The organism is Parendozoicomonas verongulae (assembly GCF_009711465.1).
GTDB lineage: Bacteria > Pseudomonadota > Gammaproteobacteria > Pseudomonadales > Endozoicomonadaceae > Sansalvadorimonas > Sansalvadorimonas verongulae.
In genome coordinates this window covers 1-419 of sequence record NZ_SMME01000248.1, presented here as the reverse complement: position 1 = coordinate 419, position 419 = coordinate 1, and the positions used below count along the sequence as shown (strand labels likewise).

Below are 419 nucleotides of genomic sequence, written 5' to 3'. Positions count from 1 at the left end.
GTCGTCGACAGTCATGCCGTCAACGCCCGGAGCCCCTTTATTGCGTTGAACCTGTTTTAACGCACGCACCAGATTATTCCTGTCCAGTATGCGCGCCATTAAAGATGAACAAAGGGTGGATTTTGGTTCAGTCGGGTTTCCCGGATTCGGTTCACCCTCCGGTTTATCCAGAGACAACGACAGTTGTTTAACAGATGCCATCCGAAACCACTTCCCCGACGATTACTCTCCGAGATTTGTTCAGGCCTTCAGTGGCAAGAGGCCACCTACTATGCCGTCTGCTGATTTCTGTACGGCGGTCACACAGGATTGCTCCAGTGTCAGTTGCTCCCTCAACACCGTGCAGATCTCCCGGGGTAAGACACTTAACTTTCCTCGCGTAGACGCCCAATTTATAAAACGCACCCCAGTTGCAGATG

Annotated in this window: 1 pseudogene; it reads right to left on the bottom strand. The window is 51.8% G+C overall.

The window, feature by feature from the left end:
* Positions 1–201: pseudogene (locus E1189_RS00360) on the bottom strand (hypothetical protein); the annotation flags it as partial.
* Positions 202–419 lie beyond the last annotated feature (218 nt).